The 25,177-nt window shown below is 67.4% G+C and carries 26 protein-coding genes and 3 pseudogenes; 13 read left to right on the top strand and 16 right to left on the bottom strand.

The features are described from left to right. Nucleotides 1-33: 33 nt before the first annotated feature. Nucleotides 34-294, top strand: a complete 261-nt coding sequence (locus ABT254_RS20555; RefSeq protein WP_351471802.1) for a hypothetical protein — start codon at nucleotides 34-36, stop codon at nucleotides 292-294. Nucleotides 295-525: 231 nt separating this feature from the next. Here the strand turns inward: ABT254_RS20555 and ABT254_RS20560 are convergent, their stop codons facing one another. Further along, nucleotides 526-687 (bottom strand): DUF6417 family protein, encoded by a 162-nt coding sequence (locus tag ABT254_RS20560; protein WP_351471805.1) that lies wholly within the window; start codon nucleotides 685-687, stop codon nucleotides 526-528. A 331-nt stretch (nucleotides 688-1,018) separates the two neighbouring features. Then, complete coding sequence (locus tag ABT254_RS20565) at nucleotides 1,019-1,681, bottom strand: hypothetical protein (protein WP_351471808.1); 663 nt, start codon at nucleotides 1,679-1,681, stop codon at nucleotides 1,019-1,021. 978 nt (nucleotides 1,682-2,659) lie between these two features. Here ABT254_RS20565 and ABT254_RS20570 point away from each other — a divergent pair. Beyond that, nucleotides 2,660-2,821 (top strand): hypothetical protein, encoded by a 162-nt coding sequence (locus ABT254_RS20570; RefSeq protein ID WP_351471810.1) that lies wholly within the window; start codon nucleotides 2,660-2,662, stop codon nucleotides 2,819-2,821. Nucleotides 2,822-2,942: 121 nt separating this feature from the next. Then, complete coding sequence (locus ABT254_RS20575; protein WP_351471813.1) at nucleotides 2,943-3,410, top strand: hypothetical protein; 468 nt, start codon at nucleotides 2,943-2,945, stop codon at nucleotides 3,408-3,410. A gap of 108 nt (nucleotides 3,411-3,518) precedes the next feature. Here ABT254_RS20575 and ABT254_RS20580 read toward each other — a convergent pair whose 3' ends face one another. Both ABT254_RS20580 and ABT254_RS20585 read right to left on the bottom strand, forming a co-directional pair. Then, a complete protein-coding gene (locus ABT254_RS20580) occupies nucleotides 3,519-4,085 on the bottom strand; it encodes a SigE family RNA polymerase sigma factor (protein ID WP_351471816.1) in 567 nt (188 codons plus the stop codon). 446 nt (nucleotides 4,086-4,531) lie between these two features. Continuing rightward, complete coding sequence (locus tag ABT254_RS20585; protein ID WP_351471819.1) at nucleotides 4,532-4,987, bottom strand: hypothetical protein; 456 nt, start codon at nucleotides 4,985-4,987, stop codon at nucleotides 4,532-4,534. A gap of 479 nt (nucleotides 4,988-5,466) precedes the next feature. Here ABT254_RS20585 and ABT254_RS20590 point away from each other — a divergent pair, with 479 nt between their 5' ends. Further along, nucleotides 5,467-5,919 (top strand): WD40 repeat domain-containing protein, encoded by a 453-nt coding sequence (locus ABT254_RS20590; protein WP_351471822.1) that lies wholly within the window; start codon nucleotides 5,467-5,469, stop codon nucleotides 5,917-5,919. Nucleotides 5,920-6,156: 237 nt separating this feature from the next. Here ABT254_RS20590 and ABT254_RS20595 read toward each other — a convergent pair whose 3' ends face one another. The 6 genes from ABT254_RS20595 to ABT254_RS20620 form a co-directional block, all read right to left on the bottom strand. Beyond that, nucleotides 6,157-6,432 carry a hypothetical protein gene (locus ABT254_RS20595; RefSeq protein ID WP_351471825.1) on the bottom strand — a complete coding sequence of 92 codons (276 nt, stop codon included), beginning with the start codon at nucleotides 6,430-6,432 and terminating at the stop codon, nucleotides 6,157-6,159. Nucleotides 6,433-6,491: 59 nt separating this feature from the next. After that, complete coding sequence (locus tag ABT254_RS20600; RefSeq protein ID WP_351471828.1) at nucleotides 6,492-8,123, bottom strand: hypothetical protein; 1,632 nt, start codon at nucleotides 8,121-8,123, stop codon at nucleotides 6,492-6,494. A 652-nt stretch (nucleotides 8,124-8,775) separates the two neighbouring features. Continuing rightward, complete coding sequence (locus tag ABT254_RS20605) at nucleotides 8,776-9,858, bottom strand: pentapeptide repeat-containing protein (protein WP_351471831.1); 1,083 nt, start codon at nucleotides 9,856-9,858, stop codon at nucleotides 8,776-8,778. Nucleotides 9,859-10,152: 294 nt separating this feature from the next. Continuing rightward, the gene (locus ABT254_RS20610; protein WP_351471834.1) at nucleotides 10,153-11,847 is read right to left on the bottom strand and encodes an IS1182 family transposase; all 1,695 of its coding nucleotides are present in this window, start codon (nucleotides 11,845-11,847) and stop codon (nucleotides 10,153-10,155) included. 259 nt (nucleotides 11,848-12,106) lie between these two features. Then, the gene (locus ABT254_RS20615; protein WP_351471837.1) at nucleotides 12,107-12,409 is read right to left on the bottom strand and encodes a bacteriocin immunity protein; all 303 of its coding nucleotides are present in this window, start codon (nucleotides 12,407-12,409) and stop codon (nucleotides 12,107-12,109) included. A gap of 233 nt (nucleotides 12,410-12,642) precedes the next feature. Further along, on the bottom strand, nucleotides 12,643-12,846 hold the full coding sequence (locus ABT254_RS20620; RefSeq protein ID WP_351471840.1) for a hypothetical protein: 204 nt from the start codon (nucleotides 12,844-12,846) through the stop codon (nucleotides 12,643-12,645). A 614-nt stretch (nucleotides 12,847-13,460) separates the two neighbouring features. On the opposite strand from ABT254_RS20620, the gene ABT254_RS20625 reads away from it, so the two are divergent. The 4 genes from ABT254_RS20625 (at nucleotide 13,461) to ABT254_RS20640 (ending at nucleotide 16,186) form a co-directional block, all read left to right on the top strand. After that, entirely contained in the window at nucleotides 13,461-14,135 is a 675-nt protein-coding gene (locus ABT254_RS20625; protein ID WP_351471842.1) for a hypothetical protein, read from the top strand. Nucleotides 14,136-14,270: 135 nt separating this feature from the next. Beyond that, nucleotides 14,271-14,429, top strand: a complete 159-nt coding sequence (locus tag ABT254_RS20630) for a hypothetical protein (RefSeq protein ID WP_351471845.1) — start codon at nucleotides 14,271-14,273, stop codon at nucleotides 14,427-14,429. A gap of 26 nt (nucleotides 14,430-14,455) precedes the next feature. Continuing rightward, nucleotides 14,456-15,034: an AAA family ATPase gene (locus tag ABT254_RS20635; RefSeq protein WP_351471848.1), complete on the top strand. Its 579-nt coding sequence runs from the start codon at nucleotides 14,456-14,458 to the stop codon at nucleotides 15,032-15,034. A 177-nt stretch (nucleotides 15,035-15,211) separates the two neighbouring features. Continuing rightward, a complete protein-coding gene (locus ABT254_RS20640; RefSeq protein ID WP_351471851.1) occupies nucleotides 15,212-16,186 on the top strand; it encodes a hypothetical protein in 975 nt (324 codons plus the stop codon). Nucleotides 16,187-16,521: 335 nt separating this feature from the next. Here the strand turns inward: ABT254_RS20640 and ABT254_RS20645 are convergent, their stop codons facing one another. Next, on the bottom strand, nucleotides 16,522-17,178 hold the full coding sequence (locus ABT254_RS20645) for a hypothetical protein (protein WP_351471854.1): 657 nt from the start codon (nucleotides 17,176-17,178) through the stop codon (nucleotides 16,522-16,524). Beyond that, complete coding sequence (locus tag ABT254_RS20650) at nucleotides 17,175-17,996, bottom strand: ATP-binding cassette domain-containing protein (RefSeq protein ID WP_351471857.1); 822 nt, start codon at nucleotides 17,994-17,996, stop codon at nucleotides 17,175-17,177. The genes ABT254_RS20645 and ABT254_RS20650 overlap by 4 nt, the downstream gene beginning before the upstream one ends. A 193-nt stretch (nucleotides 17,997-18,189) precedes the next feature. Between ABT254_RS20650 and ABT254_RS20655 the strand changes: the two are divergent. From ABT254_RS20655 to ABT254_RS20670, 4 genes and pseudogenes are all read left to right on the top strand, one after another. Continuing rightward, a pseudogene (locus tag ABT254_RS20655) lies at nucleotides 18,190-18,553 on the top strand (transposase family protein); the annotation flags it as partial. A gap of 225 nt (nucleotides 18,554-18,778) precedes the next feature. Further along, nucleotides 18,779-19,894 (top strand): annotated as a pseudogene (locus ABT254_RS20660) (IS110 family RNA-guided transposase). Between the two features lie 16 nt (nucleotides 19,895-19,910). Continuing rightward, nucleotides 19,911-20,312 (top strand): annotated as a pseudogene (locus tag ABT254_RS20665) (transposase family protein); the annotation flags it as partial. A 195-nt stretch (nucleotides 20,313-20,507) separates the two neighbouring features. Further along, entirely contained in the window at nucleotides 20,508-21,320 is an 813-nt protein-coding gene (locus tag ABT254_RS20670; protein WP_351471859.1) for a hypothetical protein, read from the top strand. Nucleotides 21,321-21,413: 93 nt separating this feature from the next. On the opposite strand, the gene ABT254_RS20675 is transcribed toward ABT254_RS20670, so the two are convergent. Both ABT254_RS20675 and ABT254_RS20680 read right to left on the bottom strand, forming a co-directional pair. Then, nucleotides 21,414-21,770, bottom strand: coding sequence for a DUF6879 family protein (locus ABT254_RS20675; protein ID WP_351471862.1), 357 nt, complete (start codon nucleotides 21,768-21,770; stop codon nucleotides 21,414-21,416). 524 nt (nucleotides 21,771-22,294) lie between these two features. Continuing rightward, entirely contained in the window at nucleotides 22,295-23,017 is a 723-nt protein-coding gene (locus ABT254_RS20680; RefSeq protein WP_351471864.1) for a hypothetical protein, read from the bottom strand. A 623-nt stretch (nucleotides 23,018-23,640) separates the two neighbouring features. On the opposite strand from ABT254_RS20680, the gene ABT254_RS20685 reads away from it, so the two are divergent. Beyond that, the gene (locus ABT254_RS20685) at nucleotides 23,641-24,129 is read left to right on the top strand and encodes a hypothetical protein (protein ID WP_351471867.1); all 489 of its coding nucleotides are present in this window, start codon (nucleotides 23,641-23,643) and stop codon (nucleotides 24,127-24,129) included. 57 nt (nucleotides 24,130-24,186) lie between these two features. Here the strand turns inward: ABT254_RS20685 and ABT254_RS20690 are convergent, their stop codons facing one another. Together ABT254_RS20690 and ABT254_RS20695 are read right to left on the bottom strand one after the other, a co-directional pair. Next, nucleotides 24,187-24,450, bottom strand: coding sequence for a hypothetical protein (locus tag ABT254_RS20690; protein WP_351471870.1), 264 nt, complete (start codon nucleotides 24,448-24,450; stop codon nucleotides 24,187-24,189). 140 nt (nucleotides 24,451-24,590) lie between these two features. Further along, nucleotides 24,591-25,103, bottom strand: a complete 513-nt coding sequence (locus ABT254_RS20695; protein WP_351471873.1) for a hypothetical protein — start codon at nucleotides 25,101-25,103, stop codon at nucleotides 24,591-24,593. Nucleotides 25,104-25,177: the final 74 nt, after the last annotated feature.

The raw sequence follows: 25,177 nt of genomic DNA on the forward strand, positions 1-25,177 counted from the left end.
GGGGACGCCAGAGAGCGGAGCGGAGCTGGGCACGTGTCGTTCGGGGCCAGCGGCGATAACCGGGAAGGAGAGGCAACGGGGGGCGATGACGAGGCGGCGGGCCAGGGCTCCGCCGACGCGCGCTCCCAGCACCTACAACCTGTAGGCAAGCGGGGGCGGCTTCTCGGCGAGCGGTTCGTGGACAAGATGCTGTTCCTGGTTGCCGCAGGCACCGAGCACCAGCGGTTCGGAGGCACACTCGACAGGCTCGAGAGTGAACTGGGTGAGTTGACCTGCCCGGGATTCGGCGACTAGAGCTGCGAAGGGCCGATCATGCCGAGTCGTTCACTGATGGCGTTGGCGAGGATTCACCCCGGCCCACTGCCCTGCTGCGGGACGAGGTTGGGATATCCAGACCAACAGCTTTCGCCAGATTCTCTGCTTCACCTCCGCACGCGAGGCGCAGACAGGGCGATATGGCGTGCCCAAGACGACTCAACTGTCTCTCCGGCGGGACAGGCGCGCAGGTGTTTCGAACGGGTGCGCTTATGCCTCGCGTGATGGAACACGCGCCGCCAACTCCGCCGCGAAGCGCCCGGCTTGGGCAGCCGAGTCATCACCTGCGGCGCTGAAATGATGCAGTACATCCAGCAGTTCATGCGCCTCCGACAACGTGAACAGCATCAGACGCGGCTCGGTCAGAGGCATGGCGTAGTCGGCACGAGGAGGTCGTCTTCCATGCCGGACAAACAGCCGACACTCCCTTCCAGTTACGGGCACCAAAGCCGTTGTGTTGGCCCTCTCGCGACGCCTCGAAAGAGGGGAGGCCCACCGTGCCCTCGAAACGGTCGTGTGACGACGCGCCCCAATGCGTGTCCGCGGCACACCCGGCCAGTCCCTGCAGTTCGACACCGGGATGAATCCCGACACCCCCCGGTACGGCCGTGACGCCGACGCCGGTCCGTATTTCGCCGACTGCGGCTCTCGGCAGCGGTTCGGGCAGGAGCTGAGGAACCTTGGGGCCGTTGCCGCAGGTACGTCATGTCCGAACGTCGTCGGGCCTCTGCGTCGGCCTCGGCTCGTGGGTCGTCTTCGTGGCCAGCCGGTCTGCGGCACCCCGGTAGGCCGCCCACGCAAGGAACAGGATCTCGACGCCCGCGGTGATGCCCGCGGTCCGGAAATTCCCTGAACCTGTCGAAGGAGTGCCCAGCAGCACTGGGATCTCCCCCCGGGGATCTACAGTGACGGTGACGGTCTGGCCGGTTTTCAGGCCGTCCCCGGACACCGTGCCTGGCAACGGCTGTCCCGACGGATCGGCCAGCTGCGCGGCGTGAGCTGGCGGATCGGCACCCTGGTCGACCCAGTACACGTCGGTCACCGTCGCCCGCTCTTCGCGGCCGCGGGCGTGCAGCGTCCGCTGGTCCAGGCCCGAGGAGGTCTGGTACGTCACGACCAGAGCAGCGATGGGCACCAAGATCATCGCCATGATGACCCAGGCCTTGGACCAGCCCTCAAACTCCTCCATGTGCGGCACTATCAGTGCGAGGAGAAGGAACGACAGGAGATAGAGCACGGGATACACGAGCAGCGCCAGCCAGATGCTCTGCGTGACGTGCAGCAGGATGCCACTGCCACCCTGAAGGCCCAGGGACACCACTGTGGAGCCCACCAGGAACAACGCGGCCAGGGCCAGCAGGCGCACCCGCCTCAGTATTCGCCCGGCCACAACGCCCCCATCACCGAAATGTTCCGCGTCGACCCGCCACCGAGAGGCACAATCCACTCCCTTTGGCGCCCCTCGTTCAACGTCACCTGAACAGTGCGCCATCGACCCCGGTGGCATCAAGTGGATTCGACTCAGGGGCCCATGGCGAAGGCGCCCCGCACTGGCCAACCATCATCGCGAGTGGCCAAGCGCCACTGCGAGTCATACCGATGGCTATCCAGCCTTGGGCGCGCCGTGTGTGTTTTGTGTGCGATCCAATGTTCGTTTCGGGTAGCCGACGCGCGCGGTCGCCGCAGCGTTGGGCGGCACTGTGTCGCCGCCCACCGCGAGTGCCTGAGTTCCCCAACGCCGCCGACAGCGAGCGATGTTGACGTGTCGCGCGACGATCAAGTGCGTGCCAGCCCGGATCTGATCGGCCGACGGGCGCAGCGCAAGAAGGCCGCTCACGCCCCTGGTCCACGAACTGCTCGTGCAGGGGCACTCGCGCCGGGCCATCGCCCGCCACCTGTGCTGGGGCCTCAACACTGTGCTGCGCTACGCCCGCGCCGCCACCTGGCAGGACACCCTCCGTGAGAACCGGCCCGGCCCAGTCGTCTGGATCCCTACGAGCCCTATCTGGAGCCGCGGTTCGCTGCGGGATGCACGAACGTCACCTGCCTGCATCGCGAACTGATCGTTGAGAACGCGCCCGTCACCTACCAGATGGTCCGCGCCTACATTGCCACCCTGCGCTCCGCACCGATCAAGGCGCCGCCCCCGCCGCTGTCCGTGAGGCGGGTCCCGGCTGGCTCACCCGTCACCCCTCAACCCTGAGCGAAGATGAGCGCGCTGTGTTGAAGGACGTCCTGGCTCGCTGTCCTGGACTGGATATCGCGGCCGGACATGTCCGCGGTCTCGGCGAGATCCTGGCTCACCGGCTGGGTCCTAGGCTCCCTGCGTGGATCGAGGCCGTCGATGCCAGCCCAGCTGCCCGGCCTCACCAACTTCGCCCTCCAATTGCTTCGAAACCTCGATGCGGTGACCGCCGGCCTCACCTTGCACTGGAGCTCCGGCGGCACGAAAGGCGCCGTGAACCGCATCAAGAAGATCAAGAGGCAGCTCTACGGACGTGGATGATCCTGCTCCAATAGCGGCTCCCCCAGGCTCTGCAGCCAAGCCCTGATCACGTCAGCGAGTGCGGTGGGCTGAGAAGATCGCCGCGAGGCCACAGATCCCGTCGAGACCGCGAAGGACAGGGATGTCGAGGAGACTGCCCATAGACCGGGCCGAGGAGCGACTCCAACATGAGCTGAGCCGTGGGCAGCAGCCCCTGGCCGAGTTGGACTTGGACGAGGTGTGGCTCAGGTTCGTACGCTTCGGCTCCCAACGATTCGACACCGCGGACACGCCGGACGCTGATGGCCTTCTCTTCCAGTACGGGACTCACGCGTTCGAGGGACCGGCCGTCTTCACGCTGGACCTTGCCCGGCAGTTCGAGATCAACGATGCTTCCGGCGAGCATGATCATTACATCCAGCTCCACTGCGAACTTCGATATGAACCCGTCCCTCAACTTCGGGCACTGGGACACTTCGAGTCCTGGTTCTTCCACGACACGGACGACAACCTTGTCCGCTGGGTCGACGGCCTGGGCCGCCAGGAATTCTGGACGGTCGTCCGCCACTCCCATCCCCAGGAAATCAGGATCCACCAAGAACAAGTGTGATCACAGCTGCGAAGCGACCTACCCGGTGACGCTCTGCGATCGCACCCCAAGATCTGTGCCAGAGCCCGGTTCTCAGCGACAAAGCCATGATGCGGTGCGTCCCGTGCATCACCGAGTCTGGCGGCCAGCTGCTGGGCATTCACGGCTGGCGGTTGACGATGTAGCAGAGTCGGGAGCGCGGCGCTGATGCTCCTGGCGGAGCCGGGCGAGCGCTCGGTGCAGAGTACTTTTGACCGTTCCGGGTGCCATGCCGAGAGCGATGGCGGTCTCGTCGGTGGACATCCGTTCCCAGTACCGCAGCACCACGCCGCAGCGCTGCTGCGGCGTCAGCACTCGCATGATGTCCAGCAGCAGCGCGCGATCGGCGTGCTGCTCGGCGGGGTCCTCGACGATCGTGTCCGGCAGCTGCGCGGACGGGAGCTCCTGCAGCTTCCGGGCTCGCCACCATTCCGTGCGAGTGTTGATCATGACGCGGCGCAGATAGGCGTCCGTGAGTTGCTTGTCCGCTATCCACCCCCACCGGCGGTAGGTGCGTAACAACGCGGTCTGCAGAAGGTCCTGGGCCTCGAGAGGGTCTGCAACCAACTGCCGGGCGCTGCGCAGCAGAGCATCGTGCCGCGCGCGTACGTACCCCTCGAATTCCAGCACTTCACCAACGGGCTGGCGAACGTCCACGATCGGACTCCTTTCCTGTGGGCATGACGGCCAGGAGGCGGCACGGGTGCGCTGGAAGGGCAGATAGGGGCCTGGCCGATGCCCACCCCCGTTGGACATCGGCCAGGCCAGTCGCGCGAGCCGCTGCCGCACAGCGGTGGCCACGCCGTGAAGCACAAACTCTGGCTCGAGCATCGGAGGCCTCAACGGTGCATTTGCTCAGGGCAGGGATCGTGCTCGGGTGAGAATCCGGCCGAGCGTCACAGCTGAGGAAGTTCATACCGGTTGGTACTGGCCTCAGGCGGGGAGCTGGCCGCGCGCCTTCGGGAAACACCGAGTCTCCAGTGCTGCGACGCGCGGGATCTCACCGGAGGAGCGACACCCGGGCGAGTCCCTCTATGGGACCTGACCGGGTCTGGTTACGGACGCGGCACGGTGGAGCTGTTGTTGCGGCCCTTGCTGCCTGTCTAGCGGCCGGCCCACGCCTCGACCGTGGTCTTCTTGCTGCCCTTGAGGATGAGCTTTACGGTCTCACCGTTGCGATAGCTCACGACGGGAGTGTGGTGCCTGTCGCCGTTGCACCGGTGGGTCTTGCTCTCCTTCTGGCCGGTGTCCAGATTCCGGACCGTCAGCGTTTCCTCCCCGCCGCCGGTGCAGCTGAAGACGCCTCGGGCGATCCGTGATCCATTGGGCTCCCGGTAGCCCTGCGAGATCCACTTGCCATATGCCTGCATGTAGTCCTTGGAGATGGTGGACTGCCACAGCCTCGTCCAACTGGTCTGGACCGAGATGGTGTCTGCCAGTGAGGGCGGCACGGCGGGGGCCGCCGGGGCCGCGAGGGCATCGGCGGTCGGCCCCGTGGCCGCAGCTGCAGCACATATGAGGGTGGCGATGGCGAGCGCGGAGCGCCTGCGTGTGTTCATGACGAGGGTTCCTTTCGTGATGAGCGGCAGGACGACGACCGGCCTGTGGCGAGCGGGTGGTCCGCGGCCTGGCTGGCGTCTGACATCGAGTTCAGCGGGCTCGGAATTGAATGGACAGCCAGCTCCGCCACCCTGATCAATGGCGAGACTGCAGGTCACGGGCACGGCGCGTGACGCTGACCAAAGAAGGCGCCTGTCGTTTGCTCTTCTCCCTGGGCGTGCGTAGCGTCCGGGTGATCGCGCCGTGTCCACGGGGGAGGCGGCGGGTAGAGGGGTGAGCCGTCGATGGCAGGACGTCCTGAGAGCCCGCTCGATCCGAGTGCGGGGCCGGTCGCGCAGTTCGCGGCCGAGTTACGCAAGGTGCGGGCGGAGGCCGGGAGTCCGACGTACCGGGTGATGGCGCAGCGCGCCGGTCAGGGGGCGGGCACGCTGTCGCAGGCGGCTGGCGGGGAGCGGCTGCCGACCTTGCCAAGGACTCGGTGGCGTTCAGCCCAGACGGCCACACTCTCGCCAGCGGCAGCGCGGACAAGAGGGTCCGGTTGTGGGGTACGGCGACTGGCAAACTGCGTACCACCCTGACCGGCCACACCGACACCGTTGAGTCAGTGGCGTTCAGCCCAGACGGCCACATCCTCGCCAGCGGCGGGGCTGACGGGACAGTCCGGTTGTGGGGCGCAGCGACCGGTGGCCTACGCATCACTTTGAGCGGGCATACCAACCTCGTCATGTCTGTGATGTTCAGTCCAGATGGCCAGACCTTCGTCAGCGGCGGCGCCGACGGGGAGATCCGGCCGCGGGATATCTCTCACTCTGATCCCCTCTCCGCCATGAGAAAGATCTCCAGAGCGGTTCACCGCTCCTTCACACGTGGTGAGCGCTCGAAGTACCTCGGACCAGCCCCCGGAGTGCGCCTAGAGATCTTTAACGACTGAAGTTACGGCGGCCCGTGACGGTTGGCGTGGCCTGCGCCGAGTGCCAGCAGCCTGCCGCCCGAAGTGGAGGCACGGGGCGGCCGTTGGTGCTGCATGGCATCGTGCGGCGTGCCCTGTGGTGCAGGGCGAAGACGGCTTGAGGAATTGGGTCCGGTCACGAAGAGGTGCTCCGACAGTGGTCGGAGCACCGGTTTGGGAGCGTGCGGGTCTGGAAGAGGGTTCCAGCCGGTTGCGGTGTCAGGCTGCGCGGTCGGCTGTGGTGGTGGCCTGGGGGTGCTGGTTGGTGCTGCTCGTCTTGTGCCAGGTGCGGCAGATGGCGATGACGGCGTCGTACGCCCTCGCCGCCGGGTCACCCGCCGTCGTCCACACCACCGACCCGCTCACCCTGCACGCGCTCGTCGCTCCGGCCGACGCCCGCGAACTCGCCCGCACCCGCTTCGCCCCCTGGACCGAGCCGGCCCGCAGGGTGCCGCGGTCCTCCTCGACACCCTGCGGGCCAGGCTCACCCTGCACGGGCAGCCCCGCGTGGAACTCTGGTTCGCCCTGCAATGGCTCCCGGACGGGAGAAGCGGTCAGCGTACGTCGACGTAGTCGCCGGCGGACGTGCTGTTCAGGTACGCGCTGGTCGCCGTGTACGCGGCGGTCCAGGTGCCGTCCTGCTTCGCGGTGAACGTGAGGGTGAACCTGCCGTCCTCGCCCGTGGTCACGGTCGCCATGCCGGTGCTGGTCTTGGCTCCGGCGACGCGGAAGCGGATGGTCATGTGCTGGCCGGACACGCCCGTCCACGTGGAGCCGTTCTGGCGCTGCAGGGTCCCCGTCACGGTCAGGGTCCGGCCCTTGCGCACCGGCTCCGGCGAGGCGTTGAAGCCGGTGATGCGGGTGACCGCACGGGTCAGGTGCACGACGCCGGTCGTGGTGGCGGTGGCGTCCGCGTTGCCGGGGTAGTACAGGCGCAGGTAGCCGGTGGGCTTGTGCAGCGTCTGCCAGGCGTCGAAGGCACCCGTCGCGTCGGGGGTCACCGACGCCACCGTCGTCCAGCCGGCACGGCCGTCCGCCGACTGCTGGAGCTGGACGCGCCCGGTGGGCAGCGGGCCCGCCGAGGCGCTGAGGCGGCCCTTGACCCGGACCGCCCCGGCGCCGGTGAAGGTGTGGTCGGACCAGGCGAGGGTGGAGTGCGAGAGGGCGTGCAGGGTGGCCTGCGCGTTGCCGCCTTGGAGGAAGGCGAAGCCTCCGACGCCCGCCGTCCAGCTGGTGTCACCGGTCACCGTGGCGAGCGTCTCGCTGAACCGGCCTCCGGTGCCGAGCTCGTAGGCGTGGGAGCCGTTCGGGCCGGTCAGGAGTACCTCGGTGTCGTGGTCGGCGGCCGGCAGCGGCGTCCAGGTGTCCGTCGTCGGGCTCAGGTACTGCGCGGTGCCGCCGACCGTGTAGGAGCGGCCGTACACGGCGGTGTCCGCCGCCTTGTCGAAGACGACCCGGGTCGGGCTGGTCGTCCTGGACACCTGTACGGGGTCCGTGCCGACCGTCTGGTCGTCCTGCTGCACCGCGTACACGTACACGGAGTTACGCACGGGGGCGGTGACCTGGTAGCTGCCGTCGGCCTGGACGGCGGCCCCGATCTCGTAGGGACTCGATCCCGCCGACCGTGTCCCGGTGAGGTAGACCTCGCTCCCGGTCCAGCCGGGGGTGGTGACTCCGGTGGCCGGGTCGAACGTCGACACCTTCCCGGTGGCGGTCACCGTCTGGTGCTCGAAGTCCACCGTGGTCCGGTCCAGGGCGGTGTCTGTGAAGACGGGCACGTCCTCGTAGCGGACGACGCCCCGGCCGACGTAGCTCGGGTGGTCACCGTCCGCGTCGGCGAGGTCGACGGTGGTGTCGTAGACGCCGTGGGTGCCCAGGGCCATCCGGTCGGAGCTGCGCCACGTGCCGTCTTCCGCGGTACCGGAGACGAGGGTGAACCCGGTGACGGTCGTCACCGGCCGGTCGCCGGAGACCCGCAGGGTGAGCTGCGCGGTGATGGAGCCGGCGTCGATCGCGGTGTCGGACGTCGCGTGGAGCTCCAGATAGCCGGCGTCGTCCGGGTCACCTCCGACCGAGGAGACGACGGGCAGCACGGTGTCGGCGGTGTCGGCGAACGCGGGGCCGGCTGCCGGGATGCTCACCAGGGCGGCGATGAGCGAGAGCGGTGCGGTGAGAGGCCGACGCACAGGGGGCTCCAGAGGAATCGTCGAGACTCGGAAATGTACAGGTCAACGGACAAGGCAACGAACAAGCCAAAAAACAAGCCAACGAACAGGTGGCCGATCATCGCACGGGCCCCGCAGGCTCTCGCGGGGGCCCCAGGTCGTCGGGACGGCCGTCGGCACGGCGACACTGGGGACCCTCGCCACGCAGCACATGAAACCCAGGTCGCCGACCGCGGCCACACCCTCACCTGGAAGCAGGAGCCCCGCCCCACCCTCAACCACGCCCTGGCCTTCGAGGGCACCTGCCGCAACTGCGGTGCCACCGTCACCGGCCTTGAGGCCGTCCACCGGCCGCCGCGGCATCGGCAAGTCCAGGCTCGCCGATGTCGTTTGCGGCTGGTGACGATCCTGCTGGCCTATTCGGCCCTGGCATCCCAGCTCGGACACCATGGGACAACTAACCGGCCGGTAGCTGGGGCGGAACCAGACGTGACACCACGACCATCGTGAGCCGACTGCGGAAATGGGTACAGGGCCCGGCGTCCCTGTACCGTCCGAGTCCTGGGCACACGCGGTGGCGTCGGTGGGGGCTTCCTCTTCGGTGAGGTGCGGTGAAGCCTGCGAGTGGAGGCCTGGCCTTCGAGGGCTTCCTAGCCTTCTTCCACTTTTGGCGTCACCCTCCCGAGTCAGTTGGCGGGAAAGGTCCCCAGTTCTGTGGGGCGCCTGTCACGTCCTCGAAGTCGACTGTGCCGCCGCTGTGCACCGCGTCGATGAAGGTAACCGTGCCGCCGCTGAACTTCGCGCGGCCGAAGTCGACGCTGCCGGCGCTGAACTTCGCGCCGGTGAAGTCGACGCTGCCTCTGCTGAACTTCGCGCCAATGAAGGTAACCGTGCCTCCGTTGAACTCTGCGTCGATGAAGTCGACGCTGCCTCCGTTGAACTTCGCGCGGCCGAAGTCGACGCTGCCGGCGCTGAACTTCGCGCCGCCGAAGTAGACTCTGCCTCTGCTGAACTTCGCGCCGGTGAAGTCGACGCTGGCTCCACTGAACTTCGCGCCGCCGAAGTAGACTCTGCCAGCGCTGAAATCCGCGCCGCCGAAGTAGAAGCTGCGGCCGCTGAACTCCGCGCCACCGAAGGAGACCGTGCCTTGAAAAAGACTTCCCTGTAGGTACCCGCCGTCGAAAGTGGCGCGGGTGAAGTCGAAGTTGCACGCCGACCAGGAGGTTGATGCTTGGGGTTGTAGGTGGCTGCGGATGGTCCGGATGATGGTGAGGCGGACCTCGCGTTCGCCCTCCTTGTATGCGGCGGGCGTCGACGACAGTGATTCGCCCACCGATGCCGTCGAGGCGGCCTCCGGATTGGGCTCGTACGGCATGCGCAGGTAGGCGCACAGAACGTCGACGCACACCTGTCGCTGCTCGATCCAGTCGTCGGCGAGCCGGGCCATGGCGTATACGCCAGCCAGGCGCACCGCTGCCTGGTCGTGGCCGAGTTGGTCGGCGGCGGTGGTGAAGCGCTCAGCGAGCTGCTTGTCGTCGGCCCGATGAGCGTCGCCCTCCGCAAGGCGCTGTTTGCGGTAGCCATAGACCCCTGCGAGAACAGCGCCAGCAAAGGTGAGGGTCGCCAGCACGGTGCGGATCACCTCGTGGGTAGCGACGGGGTTCTCCGGGGTGGCCTCCTTCGACGCGAGAGAGTGAAGGAATTCGTAGATCCCGTAGCCCACGGCCAGGGCCAGCAGGAGGGCGAGCAGGCCCACTACCCAGACGGGCCACAAGCGGGGAGCGTGTCGGCCCCGCGAGGCCGGGTCCTTGTGTCCCCGTCGCGGCATAGCTGTCACGGCTTGATCATGCTCGTGCTCTGGCCCTGACGGAGCGCTGTGGCCGCCGTTCGGCGGAACGTGAACACCCGCCTGGGTCCGGGGTACTCCCGGCCCTGGGCGCATTTCCGCACGGTGCGCGCACGATGGTCGCACGTCCGTTCGGTTCGACCCCAGCTACTGGCCGGTTAGTTGTCCCCTGGTGTCCGAGCTGGGAGCCCGGAGCCTATTCGGTCAGGTGGCGAGGGAGAGGCCGAGTCGGGCAAGGTGGCTGACGCGGGTGCGGTCGAGCGGGTGGCCGTTCCACCAGGCATCGAGGCGAATGAGGTTGAGTGCAACGGCCGAGAAGACGTGCTCCAGGTGGGTCTTCTGGAGACCGAGGTAGCGGGCACGTCTCATGCCGGTGACCGCGACGGCCTGGTGGATAGTCCCCTCGATATCCGCGCGGGTTCCGTACTTGGCTCGCCACTGCTCGTCGCCCTGCTGGAGGCGGGCATGGTCGAGGACTTCTTGAACCTCGCGGGGTTGCAGGGAGAGGGTCCTGCCGCCGGTCTTCGAGCGAGTGCACTGGTCGCGCACCGGGCAGGGGCGACAGGTCTCCTTGTCGAACTTGATGACGATGGCCTTGGTGCCACGCAGGGTGGCAGGGCTCCACCAGGTGCTGGTGTCCCCGCGTGGGCAGGTGGCCTGCCGCTTGTCCCAGTCGACGGTGAACACGGTGCGGTCGAACCCGGCGCCGGCACGCGCCTGGGGTGAGCTGTTCATCAGGACCGGGGTGACCAGGGTGACCCCGAAGTTCTTCTTCATGCCCACGATCAACTCGGCGGACGCGTAACCGGAGTCGAGGAAGTGCTCGGCGGGCAGGAGATCGCGGGCGGCGAGCATGTGATGGACCGGTTCGGTCATTTCTGCATCGGTCACCGTGGCATCGGTGGTCGCGATGCTGGTGATCAAGCGCGGCGGTCCGTCGGCTACGGGGATCACCGCCTGTTCGGTGGCCGCGTCCTGCACGTCGCTTTCGTCGCAGGACTCACTGATGTGGATTTTGTAGCCGGTCCACCAGGAGCCCTGTTTGAGGCCGTAGCGTGCGTCGGTGTCGTACGGAGAAGCCAGCCGCAGCCTGCCGGGCGGGAGGTCTTTGCTCTCCCGCCGCTTCACCTCCGCCCCGGCCTCGCTCACAGTGCGGTGGTAGTTCTGCACCCACATCGTGCGCAGGACCTGCACCGCCGGGAGTTCGCGCAGCCAGGCCGGGGCGTCGGGGGCATGCACCGCCTCCAGCAGCGCGAACCCGTCCCGGCCATAGACCAGGGCCATCTCCTCGCGCTTGCTCGTGGAAGCCGGCGGATGCCAGGAGTGAGTTCGCGGGCCGTAGCGTTCGGCCCATTCCCGAACGGGCGCCGCCTGGGTCAGCCAGTGCGGGGCCGCGCAGGCCAGCGCCTCCAGCGTGGCCCGCAGCGTCTCCCCGGCCAACTCCAGCCTGTTCAGATCGCGTACCGCCGCTAGAACGCGGGTGGAGTCGGTGCGCTGCCTGCCTCCGGCCTTCACCAGGCCCCGGTCCTTGAGCTCGGTCAGCAGCAGGTCGAGCACCTTCTCCTCCATCCCGTGCTCGACCAGTCGCGTGCGGAACTCGGACAGCACCGAGGCGTCGAACCCGGGATCATCCAGCTCCAGGCCGAGCGCGTATTTCAGGTCCATGCCGAACCGCACCCGATGCGCTGCCGCCCGGTCGGTGAGGTTCTCGGCGAACTGCAACACCGTCACCAGCGCCAGCTGGCCCGGTGACCAGCCGGGCCGCCCTCTGGCTCCGAACGCCTCGGCGAACTCGGCGTCCGCGAACAGCTCGCCCAGCTCGTCACGGACCCGCATCGCCAACGGGTACGGGCCCCGTGCCGCCACCGCCCGCGCCACCTGCGCGGTCAACTCAGGCACCTTCGGCCACGGTCTCGGCCGCATCGACATTCCACACCCCACCCGCGGCCGGGAACGCCAAGACGGCCGCTGCTGTCCCGACCAACGAGCCGCCAGCCCCGCCGGGCACGGAATAAGCCAGCAGGATGGGTGACGCAGTTCTTACCGGCACCCCCCGTCCGTGCGCCGCCGTCGCCGCCGGCCTCCCCCCGTGCCGCATGGTTCCCCGATAAGCAGCAGTTATCCGGAATCCACTCGCACCGCTCGAGTTCGTTCGGCGTCACGGGCTGGCTGCGTAGGTTTCAAGCAGGTTCTGGCACAGATCTTGAGGAGCGATCGCAGAGGGTGACGGTGGTGTTCGATTCGCGCAAGGCGCGATCGGCCGGTACTTCAGAGCCTCGTCGATAATCTGCTCCGCAGATGGGTCCTGAAGGATGCCCGAGGGATGGAAGACCAGGTCACTCACCCGGGGATGCGACACGTTCGCTTCCAGGAGCCGCAGATAGTAGCTGCTCTCCGCAGAGGAAGTCAGGAGTCTGCGAACGATCTCAACGAGCTCGTCCCGGGTGATGTCCGCAACCACGGGGCGAGCCGCTCCCCAAGATCTGTGCCAGAACCTGAAACTCGCCGACATTCCTGCCGCCGAGCACGCTCAAGCGTTTCGGGAACTCACCGTCAGACGTTGCTGCTTCCCACCGACACAATCACCACGGGGGAGCATGGAGCGGTAGGGGCCGCCCCGCGTGCGCGCCACGATCGAGAGGTTCCGCGCCACCCTGCAGGGATTCTGACGGCCTCTGGGCCGACGGCAACTGACTAGGTGCCAGGGACTCTCCAGGCATGGAGAACGCCGTCACGGTCGATGCCCTGGAGGAGCCGGCCGGTGTGGTTGAACGTCAGTGTCGTGACGCCCTGCTCGTCGACGGCGGTGATTTCGCTGTACTGGGTGCCGCTGAGGATGAGGATTGTGCCGTCTTCGTAGGCGGTGGCCAGTGCGTCGCTGCGGGGGCTGAAGGCCATCGTCACGATGCCGTTGGCCGCGGATCTGAGGGGCTTGGATCCTGGCAGGGCTCTCCGGAGCCACTCTCCACCTGCTTGTCCAGCGATGCGACGGCATCGGCGTCACCGGGTGGCCGCTCGCCGATCGCCGAGCTGGGCTCCCGTAGCGGCCTTGCCTAGTAGCTGGCGCCACCTTCGGGCTGAGGTTGGCGCCCCCCCCCCCGCGCGTGAGCGGCCCGTGGTTGAACTAATCGCAATCGCTTCGATACTGTCCGTAATTTTCTGGGGTGATCGACTGCACGCTTGGGCCTGCTGAGGCGCTTTATGGGTGGAGGCGGTTGGTGCCTCTGGTGCCGGGGCGGAGGGGGCGGCACCTGGAACAGAACAAGTACCAGGTACATGGGGAGGACCCGTGCACGTCGAGGACCCCTACGACGCGCTGACCGACACCATCGCCTTGTACACCGCCGTCGCCTCGCTCAGCGAGCGACAACGCGACGCGACCGCCGCCGAAGCCGCCGACGTGATGGGCAACGAAGAAGCCACCGTCCGGTCCCAGCTCCGCACCGGCCACGAACGCCTCGCCCACACGCTCAAACTCCGCTGCCCGGAGACCCCCGACGGGAAGAACCCTCATGACCCCGCTGCCGACCGAACCCGGCGCCATCGACGACCTGCTCACCAAGGCCCGCACCCCCAACCGCTACGCCACCTACGACATGACCGCGGCCGAGGCCCGGCTGCGCGCCCGCCAGGTCACCCGCCACCGGCCACCCCGCCAGCGCACCGCCGACGCCGCCCTCGCCTACACCGAGTGGACCGCACCCGAGGACGACCGCACCCCGGACGCCGACCGCGCCTGGCGGGACCTGAACGCCGTCTGCCTCCTGCTCCTCGGCCCCGACGCCGACACCCACCTGGCCGACTTCATCGCCAGCCAGTACGCCGACAAGGCTGGTGCGCTCGTCTTCGCCTGTCTGCTCCACCTCGCCGACGACAGCAGCGGCGCCCGCTTCTGCTCGCTTCGCCGCCGGCGTTGGCCACGACGTCGCCGAATACTCCTCTTCCGCGAGCACGCCCACAGCGGCGAGTACCACGACGCCGACCACTGGCGCACCGAACTGGTACGCCACCGGTTCGACCCCACCGCCCGGTGCGGCGACCGGTCCACCGCCCCCCTGCTCACCCCGCCCCACATGGACCAGGTCCACCCCCACATCACCCGCCAGCAGCACCCGGAGATCGGCACCGTCCCCCTCCCCACACCCGCTCTGGTCGACCAGCTGCGCCACCTCGCCTCACCGCTGTGACCGGCTGAATGTTCGTCAGCTGCCGTCGCCGCCGGAAGGTCCCAGCGGCGACGGCTCCCGTTGGACCCAATGGGAGCGACCACTGCTGATCAGGCTGCGCGCAAGACGTGGCTCGCGGATCTCGCCCCTGAGTCGGTGGCTGATCTTCCTGACCCGACCCTGCTGCGGCTCGTCGCTCACGAGATCGACCACCTCGACCGGCTGCTGTACCTGGACCGGGTGCGGCCCGGCGTTGACCCCCTGTCTGTTGAGGAGTACCGCCAGACAGGCCAGGCCTGGACACGTGACTCCTGATCGGACTCCGCGGCCTGATCGCGGCAATGGCGTCGCTGGCCCGGAGTGGTCATGTCTACGCTGGCGGCGTGACATTGGTGTGGGTGACGGGTAATTCAGGGGCTGGTAAGTCCACGGTCTGCGGGGTGTTGCGAGAGCGTGGCTACGTTGCGCTCGACGCCGACGAGGACGGCTTCAGTCGCTGGATCGACCGAGCTAAGGGCGAAGTCGTGATGGATCCTCCGTATCCGGTTCCCAGGGGCTGGCTCGATCGATACGAGTGGGCGATCGTCCGTGAGCGCGTTGAGACCCTCGTCGAGGAGTCTCGTTTCCGCGTCGCGTTCTTGTGTGGGTCGGCGGAGAACGAGGCAGACGTCCGCGATCTTTTCGACGTCATCGTGTGCCTGGTGATCGACGAGGACAACCTCCGTCACCGGCTCGCGACCCGGACTACGAACGCATTCGGTCAACATCCCGAAGAGCTCGCAGCGGCCCTGAAGTGGAATCCTCGGATGCGAGCGATCTACGAACGCCTCGGCGCGACGATCATCGATGCATCCAAGCCGGTGACCGAGGTGGTGGACAGCGTGGTCGATGCAGTTCAGGAGCTGAGAGGCGGTGCGTAACCATGAACGAGCTCCTGACAGAGCTGGTCACGCGTGAGCTGACCGAGGAGGAAAAGGAACACCGCGCACAGCAGGCCCTGGAAGAAGTCCGGCAGACCACGGCGTGACCGTCTCTGACGAGGCCCGGGCCCGGGCCCGCACCTTCCTGCAGACCCTCGGACAGGAGCACCCCGCCGCGTGATCCGCGTCCTGCTCGACCACACCTGCATCCAGGCGCTTGCCGAGCGCGACGAATTCCTCAACGGCCTGTACGTCGAGGCCAGTTATGGCTACGCCGAGATCGTGATCCCCGCCCTGTCCGCCACGGTCGCCGAACGTGCCAGGCCCGGATCAGGCCGGGACATCCTCAGCCGCCGCTTCACCACGGTCGCCGACTACACACGCACCCATGCCCTGGCCTCGACTGCATGGCGGGAGGCGGTCTGGCGGATCCTCCACCCTGCCTCCTTGGCTGTCGTGGCTCAGCAGACCGGAGACGACGCGACGCTGCTGTCCCTGGACCCCGAGCTGTACGCCGGAACCGGCATCAGCCCACTGAACCCCATGAGCCCCTGCTGGGCCGAGCAGAAGCACATCGCCGTCGAACCGCACGTGATCGACCGCCTCCTCGTGCCCGCAGGGGAGCCGCTGGTGGCGGCGGTGGACGACACCCTGTTCAAGCCGGGGAAGAAGGTGTTCGGCGCGGCCTGGCAGCACGACGGCGCCGCGAAGACGCCGAAGGGCACCGGGCGGGGGACCTGCTTCGCCGTCCTCGGCCTGATCGTCCACCTGCCCTTCCTGGCCCGGCCGGTGTGCCTGCCGGTGATGGCCAGGCTCTGGCGGCCCAAAGGCGAGAACACCAAGGTCGAGCTTGTCGCGGCGATGATCCGCATCCTGGCCGCGTGCCACCACCGGCGCGAGGCCCACATGGGGCGACGCCACCTACCACGGCCGCTCCCCGCGCGACCTGCCCGAACATGTCACCCGAGTGCCCAAGAACGCCGTCCCCCACGACTTCGCCCTGCCGCACACCGGAAGTCCGGGGCGACGTCGTGTGAAGAGCAAGCGTCTGGGCACACCCGCCCGCCGCGCCGAAAGGCTCACCTTCCGCCGCCAAGTCCTTCCGCGAACGGGCCGACCGTGCCAGGCCCTTCACGCCCAACCCTCAACTGATCCAAACGAAACTGCGTAGATCTGCCCGGAACCGGATCCTGGTTCCAGAGGCACCAGCTGCCGCGCGAATGCGCTGCAGGCACAACCGTCATGCATCGGCTTTGGCACCGGCGACCGCTCAAGCCAGGGCGGTAGTAACGGCCCGATCAGCGCACAAGTCGTCGTCCACGATCCACGGCAGAGTCGTGACAGTCCCCCCCGGAACGATCAGATCGTCACAACGGCCCCGCCGACCAGGGCCGTTCAGCAAGATCCTGCTACGAGCTCTAACGAACGGCCTTCATTGAGGCTTTTCCAACCTGGCCTGCGCTGATTCAGGCACACCGTCGTGGAGTTCATGCCTTTCTGAGGGTGATCGCCTGTGTGACAGCCGCGCCGACCACCAAGAAGCCTGCGGCGGCGGCGAGCAGGCCACCTGTGGGCACCAGGGCATCCGTCGAGTCTGAGGCGTTCTGCAGGTGGGTGAGCATGATGTTGACCGGGGAAACGCCTTTGCCCAGCAGCACGGCCAGCAGGAGCCCCAGGGCGAGGACGAGCGCGTAGCCCTGCCGTCGAAACACCAGCCGTGAGCAGACCAGTCCGATGGCTATGCCGGTGAAAGCGCAGGTGAGTTGGGCCTCGGCGCCCAGCACCAGGTCCGCTAGGCCGGGTGTGTGGGTTGCGAACATCAGCGGCAGCACCAGACCGGCAGCCGTCAGCAGCAGGCACCACACGACGGCCGTCCCGACCGTCGCGAGCAGAACGCGTAGATGGCTGCCGGTGCTGACGACGACGATTGAGCGGTGCGGCTGATCCTCGAGAGCGATCACTGCCATGGTCAGCCAGACCGAGCACAGCAGCATGGCCCCGGCCACCGAGGCGTAGGTCGCGGTGAGCGGGCCGGCGTCGCTGCTGGTCAGCACGGCCACCAGACCAAGGAACAGCAGCAGCGGCGCGAGGTAGCGCTGGGAGAGCAGTAGCACCGTGCACATGTAGCGGACCAGGGCGATCACCGGGCGGCCCTCCTCACATCGAACCGGTGATCATGTTCACCCACAGTCCCGGTGAGGTGCGCCACCGACCACCGGTGTTGCAGCGCCGTCAGCAGTACGGCGTCCGAGTGCTCCCGCGCCACCCTCAGGACGACATCCCCGCCGTGCGGGGCGGAGGCCACCACACCCGGCAGCGCGGACCAGTTCACCTCCACCGGCATGACGCCAGTGGGCGGCACCGTCAGGACCACTTTGACCATCGAGACCCGACCCCCGGCGTGCCGGCCGCCGTGCAAAATGACCCCGCCATCGCTGATGACGTAGACGCCGCTGGCGTGCGTCTCGGCGATCGCCTCGCGATGGTCGGTGAAGACCACCGCCCCGCCCTGTGCGGCCACTTCGTCGATGAACTCGGCGAGGACCTTGTGGGCCGAGGCGTCCAGACCTGACCAGGGCTCGTCAAGGACCAGCAGGTCGGGCTGGACGAGCAGTGCCTGAGCGAGCGCCACCTTCTGCGCGTTGCCCTTCGATAGCGTGCGCAACGACGCGTCCCGCCCGCCCACCAAGGACAGCCGCTCCAGCAGGTGATTTCCTCGTGTACGGGCGACGGCGGCCGACAGACCGCGAATACGCCCCATGTGGGTGAGGTAAGAGATCGCCGAGATGCGGTCGTGGGCGGCGAAGCGGTCCGGTACGTAACCGATGTGCGGCGGTCGGCCCGACACGCTTCCGGAGGTGGGCTGGGACAGTCCAGCGAGGATCCTCAGCAAGGTCGACTTCCCTGAACCATTGCTGCCCACCACCGCGAGAACGTCACCGGCCGAGACTCTCATGTCCACGTCACGGAGGATCCACCGTTCTCTGCCGTAACGTTTGCCAACCGCCTCACAACGTAACAACCCGTTCCTCCCCGTGGCCTCCGCGCTGGCCCTTCCAGCCTGGCGGGCGAGCTTGATAACTAAGCTGACAGGCAGGTGAAGCCCCTGGTAGATGGCTTTCGACCAAGAGAACCGTCTCCACCAGAGGCTTCGCGTGCTTGTTTACCCGTCGGGTGTCGACGTGTCCAGCTCTTCCCTTCGCTTCCTGTCCGCCCGCCTGCAAGCGCGTCGCCCGCGCTCTTGGTACCCGATGGCGGTGGCTGAGCGCGGGTCGACAGGCTCTGCTCGCTCTCGCCCACCTCCGCAACGGACACACTTACGCCCAGCTCGCAGTTGGCTTCAGCGTCGGTACCACCACCGCTTACCGCTACGTCACCGAGGCCGTCGAGCTTCTGGCCTCCATGGCACCCACACTCGCCGAAGCTGTGCGGGCCTCGTCGATGAAGGCCTATCTGATCCTAGACGGCACGCTTCTGCCCATCGACCGGATCGCCGCCGACCGGCCCTTCTACTCGGGCTGTGAGGATGATGGCGTGTCGTTTCGGCCGTGGCCTGACTCGTACTCTGGCTGGCTGCTTGTGCCTTGTGTTTGATCTGTCGGCCCGGCCGGAGCGACGCGTACGGCCACCGGGCCGGCGGAGCGTGTCCCGATAGGGGCCTTGGCCTAGAGGGCACCGTCACAGTCCTGACCGCTCCACCGACTGGCGCTGGCCATCGGTACCGCGTCGTCGAACAGGAGCACCGTGACCACCCTCAGCATGGCCGCTGCCTTCCGTGCCATCCAAGCCGCCGAGGCCCCGGCCACGCCGCCTTCGGCGGTGCTCGGCGTTGACACCCACAAGGACGTGCACGTCGCCGCCGTCCTTGGCCACCTTGGCGGGCTGCTGGGTACCGGGGAGTTCCCGGCCACCCTGGCCGGCTATCGCCAACTTCTCAACTGGGCACGCCAGCGCGGGACCGTATTGCGGGGCGGAAGTGGAGGGCACCGGCTCCTACGGCGCTGGCCTCTCCCGCTACCTCGTGAGCGAGCGGGTGGCGGTGGTGGAAGTCAACCAGCCCGACCGATCCGCCCGGCGCCGGCGCGGCAAGACCGACGCCGTCGACGCCGAGGCTGCCGCCCGGGCTGCGCTGTCGGGCATCGCCCGGGCGCTGCCGAAGAGCGGCGACGAGCAGGTGGAAGCGTTGCGCATGCTCCGGTTGGCGAAGAACTCCGCGGTCAAGGCGCGCACCCAAGCGCTCAACCAGCTCTCTGCGCTGCGCGAGGAGCTGGAGCCGCTCTCGACTTGGCTCCTGGTCCGCCGTTGCGCGGAGCTGGTCGACTCCCGCAGTGACGATCCGGCCGCCGACACGGCGGTCTTCACGCTCCGACTGCTCGCACAGCGCGTCTTGCGACTTCGGCAGGAAGTTACCGAGCTCGGACGGCGAATGACCGCAGCGGTCAAGGCCAAGCGCCCAGCCCGCTGGAGCGGTTCGGGATCGGGCCGGACAGCGCAGCGGCCCTGCTGATCGCCGCCGGTGACAACCCTGAGCGGCTGGGCAGTGAGGCATCCTTCGCCGCGCTGTGCGGCGCCAGTCCTGTCGAGCAGTCCTCGGGCAAGAGCCAGCGCCGCCGGCTCAATCGAGGCGGGGACCGGCAGGCCAACGCCGCGTTGCACCGCATCGTGGTCACCCGCATGCGCCAGGACGAACGCACCCGCGGCTACCTGGAGCGCCGCACCGCCGAGGGCAAGGGGAAGCGTGAGGTAATGCGCTGCTTGAAGCGCTACGTAGCCCGCGAGATTTACGCCCTGATACGCGCCGACATGGTGACGTGCGACCGACAGCCTGATGATCCAGCGACCCTCACGACCGCAGCTTGACGAACATAGGGGCATCAAACACAAGAAGCATGGCATGAACGTGCAGCTAATCGCCGACCCGAAGGGCCATTTGCTGTGGGCCTCACCGGCCCTGCCCGGAGCCGTCCATGACGTCCGGGCGGCACGTGAGCACGGCATCGTCGATGCTCTAGCCAAGGCGGGCATCAAGTCCTGGGCCGACAAGGGCTACCAGGGTGCCGACGGCACGGTCCGCACTCCTTACCGCGGCCGTTGGAACAGCCTTTCAGCAGGCCAGCAGGAGGTCAACCGATCTCATGCGAAGATCCGGGCACTCGTCGAGCAGGCCGTCGCCACTCTGAAGTCCTGGCGGCTCCTCTGCCGGCTTCGATGCTCAACCACCCGGATCACGAGCCTCGTCCGGGCTGTCCTCAGCCTGCATCTGGCCAGCCAAAACTGAGGATGGAAAAGGCTCACTCGTTGTCTGGTGACGACGTGACCTGGGGCTTCGTAGGGCTGTCCGGGCTTCTTGTCGGAGTTTCGTCCGTACGATCTGTCGGCTTCTCCAGATGCTGATGTCGCCGCTCGGCTGGGAGGTGTCCGCCGAGGCGGGTTCGTCCGCAGGTGGCCCGTCCGGTGCGTCGTGGAACGGTCTATGGACGCCATGATGCGCCGGTGGCAGCCTGGAGAAGTGGTAGGTCAAAAGAAGGCTAGCGAATCAATCTTGACCGGACTGGCTCTCAAACTGGGAGCTATTGCGGCGCTTTCTGCCGTGGCAGGGATCGTGCTCTTGAATTATGGCCAGCCGAACGACACCCCGACGGAATGCGGCAAGTGGCTGCTGCAGTTGGCATCGGTCTTCGCAGGTGCGGGCGCGATCAGTGCGCTACTTCGCCAAGTAGATCTAACCCGGGCTCAACGGGAAGTTTGGGTCGGATTTCTTCAAGAAGTCATCGCGGCACACGACAGAGCTCATCAGGCAAGTCGACTCATCCCAGCACATGTCACTGCAAAGACGTACTCAGAGCAGATCATCGAGTTGGGTAATGTGCGAGAAAGTCTGCGACGTGTAATGACGTCCCAGCAACTGCATGGCGACCCGCTCCTGCGGCAGCACCTTCAGGACATGCGTCGATACCTGAAGAAAATAATCAAGGAGTACAACGAAAAATATCTTCCGGTTTCTCGGCAGCAGCGACTGGATGAAGCATATCTGAGTCAAAGAATCGCGACCCTCGGTAAGGCTGACTCGAATCAACCACCCTTGATTCCAGATGACTTGAAAGGGCCTCTTCCTGCCTGGCAGGCACTTGCGGATGGATCAAAGTTCCCGAGTCTCGTTGAATTCTGTAACAACTTCGACGAGAGCGAGTTTCGGCGTTCGTACGAATCCGCCAAGCCGATCCTGGAACACCACGCGGGGATCCTGAGGAAGCAGCAGCCACATGATCGTCCGGACAAGTCGTAGTCGCGTTGTGCTCACCGCGGCGCGCCAGCGTGACGCTGGCGCCGTACCGAGTGGAGACTCGACCGGCAGACCGGGCGACAAGTTGATGACAAATCACTTGGACAACGACATCTCTATTCGGAACCCACAGTTGCGCGGAAGGCAGAGGATTGACTCGCCGGCCGCGGTGTTGCGGGGCGAGTCGGCGAGGAGGAACTGCTGGCCCTCGGTCGGCGGCTCGTCGCCGATGCGGACGCGGCCGATCGTCTCCCCGGCCTGCACCTGGAGGCGGATGTTCTGCGACCACTTGTCGTCGTAGGTGAGGGTGATGCTGCCGGTCACGGCGAACTCCGTGTAGGTGGGGTCCTCGCGGTCGGAGGCGTATCGGCGGCGAGTCTCCAGCCCCGACGCGGTGTGCTCGAAGGTGCGAAAGAGCTGGCCGAACTCGTCCAGGTCGATGATCTTCGGCACGCGGTCACCGGCCCTGGAGGGCCCGGCAGGGGCCCGGCTTCTGCCCCGTCCGAAGCCCCCGGCAGGGGGCTTCCCGATGCCGGCCAACGGCCGGTCCCGCGCATTGTGCGGCTGGTCTGACGGCCGCCGGTGGGGCGCTACGTGAGTGTTGGACCTGGGGGAGGCGTTTCTCTTCTTCCCGCGGAGCGGGTGTCCGGGCGCTGGCGCGCCCGGCAGTGGGCTCGGCCGCTGCGCAGCCTCGGGTGGGGAGTGGTGCGGCCACGGTCACTGACCACGCGCTGGCGCCGCACTGCGCACCGCGGTCACCCACTGGGGCGCCGATTGCGCACTGGGGGCGGGGTCGGGCAGTTCGACGTCCGGTGCCATCGAGTGCGCAAGCCGGGCCTGCGCACTCGTCGCCTCGTTCGTGTCGCTTCGCAGCCAGGCGCCGATGAACACTTGCGTAGGCTACGCCGTCCGTACCCGCTGACGGCAGGCCAGCACCCCAAACCCCCGGCGGCGGGGAGTGGTTCCGCCGCCTGTGGTCACTGGGAGTTGTAGGCTTTGACGCTCACTGCGGGGCCGTTGGAGTATCTGGCTACTGCGTGGACGGCGTCGCCGGTGACTTTGACGGTCGCTGTGCTGAGAGCCGGGACCTGGACGAGCCCTCCGATGGGGGTGACGGAGATCGCTTGCTGGGTTTCGTCTTCGGCGGGCTGGTCGTAGACGAGGTAGGCGACGCGCACGGAGACCGCGAACGGGTCGGGGTTCGTCACGCGTACGGCGGTGAAACGGGAAAACTTGCTGACGGCTTGCCCTGCATCGTTCAGGGGCTGGGTGCTCACCGGGTGGACGTTGGCCCGCACCTTGGCTGTGGTCAGGTGAGTGACGGTGACCCGGACGTCGTACACCTGGTGCTCGCCGGGCCCCGAGAAGCGCAGGATGTCGTAACCCCACCCGTATGGAACGACCAAACGGCCGCTGTCGCTGCCGTAGACGGTTCGGACCTGCACTCCTGGCAGTTGGTGACCGTGCTGGTCGAGCGCGGTGAACGCCAGTGCAGGGACGACGGAGTCCCTGTCGGTGTTCTTGATCAACAATTGCTGGTCGATGTAGTTGTCACCGCTGTGCCGGTGATAGGTGAACGTGAGCGCATTCTTGTCTGGTGCGGCGCCGCCGTCCCCCGCTCTGCTCGCCGCGGGGCCGCTTGCCGTGGGGGCGCACCCAACGAGTAGCGCCATCGCCATGGCTGCCCAGACCCCCGCCACAGCCGGTCTTCGTCTCACTTCGATCTTCTCCGTACTCCTGTTTCCAGGCCCCCCATTTCCCGGAGCGCCGGGGGATCGTAGCCCGGCGTGACAGCAAAAAGTGATCACCAATTGGCAAAGAGGATCCGTTGAGCCGATCTTGATCTGCCCACCGGCGGCCCGATTTCCCGGGCCGCCGTTCAGGGCCGCGCCCTGCTCCGTCTACGGTGTCGTCGTGCTGCGTTACGGCGCAGCGCCCGGGCGTCCGGGTGGGCAGCCCCGGCGATGAGGACGCTCCAAGTGGACGCGAAGCAACCACGCCGTACGACTCAGCGCCCTCGACGACGTGTTCGCCACCGAGACCAAGAGGTTCGGCCGCACCGCCTACGCCGCAGAGCGCGCCATCACCGGGGCCTGACGCCGATGTTCTTGTTCCTGTCGGCCGCCTTCAGCAGTGCGATGGTCGAGGCCTGGAGGCAGTTGGGGGAGGAGAAGAATCGGGCGACCGTATGCGAGGTGAGTCCTAGTCGGTGACCACCGTGTCCAGGCCGGTTACGCTGCCGACGTCCCGCCGTAGAGGGTGTTCGGGACCGCCGGGCCTCTCGATGGGGTCCGGCTCCAATGTGACCGGCCGGGGGGCCAGCGTGAGCCAGTGCACGACGACTACGACCCGGGGTACGCGCTGCCGGAATCCGCTCATGGTCTGGTACGGCCTCGGCCCGCACCCGCAGGTCTGCGAGCGGCACGCCACCCCGGAACAGAAGGCCGCCTCAACGGCCGCACTGGACGTCCCCGTCAACCTCGCGGCGGCGCATCCGGCTGCGGTGTTCCCAGGAGTGTCGATCACGCCGCAGCGGCTTGTCTGCGAGGCCCTGGGCGGCTGGGTCGCCCGGATCCGCGGCACGAACGAGCAGTACGAATACGCGCGCACCTTCCTCAACCGCGGCCGTGACCAGCCCTACGGGTGGCCGCTGCCCGGGGCGGGCCTGTACGAGTGCCGGGGAATCGGCCCGTACGGCAAGTTCTCGTGCTTCTTCGAGGTCAAGGGCGCGTTCCGCAGCATGGTACGGCTGGTGTCCCCGGAGGAGTCCGCACGGATGGCCGCCAGGATGGGACCGCAACCGGCCGAGTGACGGAATGCTGGGCGCCGCGGCATACGGGATCGGGATGGTAGTGAACAGACACGGCGGCTATGCACTGCCGCCGACGGCACCTTGTTGAGTTTGCCGACGCTGCCACCTGCGCCACGCGGTGCGCGGGCCGTCCCAGTACACGGCTCTCAGCAGCCAGTAGCAGCCGAGGAGTACGTACCAGCACAGGACGAGCTCCCACCAGAGCAGCCAGACCAGCAGCTTCACTGAGAAGACGCACAGCCCTGCGAATCCGCTGGCCGCCCCGAATACGGGCACTGACACCCGCAGCGGTCCGATGCCGCCAGACAGTCGTACTCCCATGACGCCGCACCTGCTGCTGGGCCGATAGGGAGGCCGGTGGCGGCCGGCCGGCCGCGTGGAGGAGATCGCCGCGACAGGGCCAGCCGCGCTGGAGGGGCCTGAACCGTTTTGCGTGACCGCTGACCGGGGGTCCCGTCTATTCAGTCCAGCGAGTCGTATCCGAGAGCTTCCGTCGCTGCTTGCTGGAAATCCCTCAACGCATGCCCCCGCGCCAGCAACGTGAGCGCGGGGCCCCCTTCGGGCCGCCCCGCGGAGCGCAGATGAAATTCGAGCAGGTTGTCGCCGGTATTCCGCAGCCTGCGGGCCGCTTCGCGTACTGTCTGCGGCCCGCACAGTTGAATGAGCGTCAACGCAGCGTAGGCGCCTCGGGTAGCCGCATGTGTTATCTCCCGTTGCTCAGGCGGCACTTGATGGTCGGCAGTCAGCAGTGTCCGCAGGGCTAGTGCGGCATCGTCAACGGCTCCTTCGGCCTGAAGCATCGCGTGGTATGCCGCCTGCCGCTGGTCGCGCATCCAGCGTTCGTCTTCCCGGCGCATCTGCACGGCGACCACGTCTGCGCTCGCTTTCGCTTGCCTCTGCGCACCCCAGATGGCCGCACCGGTACCAACTGCGGCACCCAGCAGACCGATCACTGCCGTCACCCATTCGCTCACCCTGGCGAGTCTGGGGCCCACGCATACCCGGCGCGACCGTTTCCGTGCTTCCGCCAGCGGATGAACGGCCGCAC

It is taken from the genome of Streptomyces sp. NPDC001137 (assembly GCF_040298885.1).
In the GTDB taxonomy this organism is placed as follows: Bacteria; Actinomycetota; Actinomycetes; order Streptomycetales; family Streptomycetaceae; genus Streptomyces.

Excerpts from the sequence above, each read along its gene's own strand:
- ABT254_RS20560 (WP_351471805.1), bottom strand. The coding sequence starts at position 687 with ATGCCTCTGACCGAGCCGCGTCTGATGCTGTTCACGTTGTCGGAGGCG.
- ABT254_RS20570 (WP_351471810.1), top strand. The coding sequence starts at position 2,660 with ATGCCAGCCCAGCTGCCCGGCCTCACCAACTTCGCCCTCCAATTGCTT.
- ABT254_RS20575 (WP_351471813.1), top strand. The coding sequence starts at position 2,943 with ATGTCGAGGAGACTGCCCATAGACCGGGCCGAGGAGCGACTCCAACAT.
- ABT254_RS20585 (WP_351471819.1), bottom strand. The coding sequence starts at position 4,987 with ATGAACACACGCAGGCGCTCCGCGCTCGCCATCGCCACCCTCATATGT.
- ABT254_RS20620 (WP_351471840.1), bottom strand. The coding sequence starts at position 12,846 with ATGGCCTTCAGCCCCCGCAGCGACGCACTGGCCACCGCCTACGAAGAC.
- ABT254_RS20625 (WP_351471842.1), top strand. The coding sequence starts at position 13,461 with ATGACCCCGCTGCCGACCGAACCCGGCGCCATCGACGACCTGCTCACC.
- ABT254_RS20635 (WP_351471848.1), top strand. The coding sequence starts at position 14,456 with ATGGCGTCGCTGGCCCGGAGTGGTCATGTCTACGCTGGCGGCGTGACA.
- ABT254_RS20670 (WP_351471859.1), top strand. The coding sequence starts at position 20,508 with ATGGACGCCATGATGCGCCGGTGGCAGCCTGGAGAAGTGGTAGGTCAA.
- ABT254_RS20690 (WP_351471870.1), bottom strand. The coding sequence starts at position 24,450 with ATGGGAGTACGACTGTCTGGCGGCATCGGACCGCTGCGGGTGTCAGTG.